Raw genomic sequence first — 1,024 nt, 5'->3', positions numbered from 1 at the left:
GAAAAAATATAGTGTTACACCGGACCATTTAGATCAATTTATTACAGAACATCAATTACAAACAAGAACGCAACATAAACTAGAAGATATTACTCTAATTTATAAAGAATTAGAATCTCGCATGAGCGGTGAATTTATAACTACTGAGGATAGTTTAGAGCGTTTTATTGACCAAATGTCTAAATCTGAGTGGCTCAAACGGGCAGAAATATTTATCGATGGTTTCTACAACTTCTCAACACTTGAATATAGGATTATTGAAGCTTTAGTACAACATTCTAAGAGTGTCACAGTTCTACTAACAACAGATGGTAATCAAGACCCATTCAGTCTATTTAGAAAGCCATCAGAAGTTTTAACACATCTTGAAGACATTGCGAATCAATTAAATATTCACTTAAATAAAACCTTATTTCAACAAAAGTTTCGATTTGAAAATGATGATCTCAAACATTTAGAAAGTGATTTTGATGCTTTGCAAATGACACCTCAATCTCATTCAAATCATGTGGAAATACTTGAATCTTCAAATATGCGTGAAGAAGTAAATGAATTAGCAAGACGAATTATTAGAGATGTTCGTGATCATCATTTGAGATTTCAAGACATTGCTATCTTATATCGTGACGAATCATATGCATATTTATTCGAATCTATTTTTTCTTTATACGACATTCCCTTTAATATCGATACTAAAAAGTCAATGTCACACCATCCAATTATGGAAATGATTCGTTCTTTAATAGAGGTCATACAGTCAAATTGGAATATTAACGCAATGTTGCGTTTATTTAAAACAAATGTACTAACTTCACAATTTAAGAATAGTAGCTACTTAATAGATTTATTGGAGAATTTCGCATTAGAGCGCGGTGTATATGGTAAACGTTGGTTGGATGAGGAAGTATTTCATGTTGACCAATTTAATAAAATGGGACGTAAATCTCATGCTCTAACCCCTCAAGAAAATGAAACTTACGAAGAGGTAGTTCGTTTAAAGAATAACGTCATTAATAAAGTTCTT

General features: G+C 31.3%; 1 protein-coding gene. It reads left to right on the top strand.

Going from position 1 to position 1,024, the window contains the following annotated elements; genetic code table 11:
- The coding region (locus ACFVU3_RS40290) for a 3'-5' exonuclease (RefSeq protein WP_390073746.1) at positions 1-1,024 on the top strand (1,024 nt) is incomplete at both ends.

Source organism: Streptomyces sp. NPDC058052 (assembly GCF_042885515.1).
Classification (GTDB): domain Bacteria; phylum Actinomycetota; class Actinomycetes; order Streptomycetales; family Streptomycetaceae; genus Streptomyces.
The sequence above is the reverse complement of the archived record's forward strand: the minus strand, read 5'-3'. Positions and strand labels throughout refer to the sequence as shown.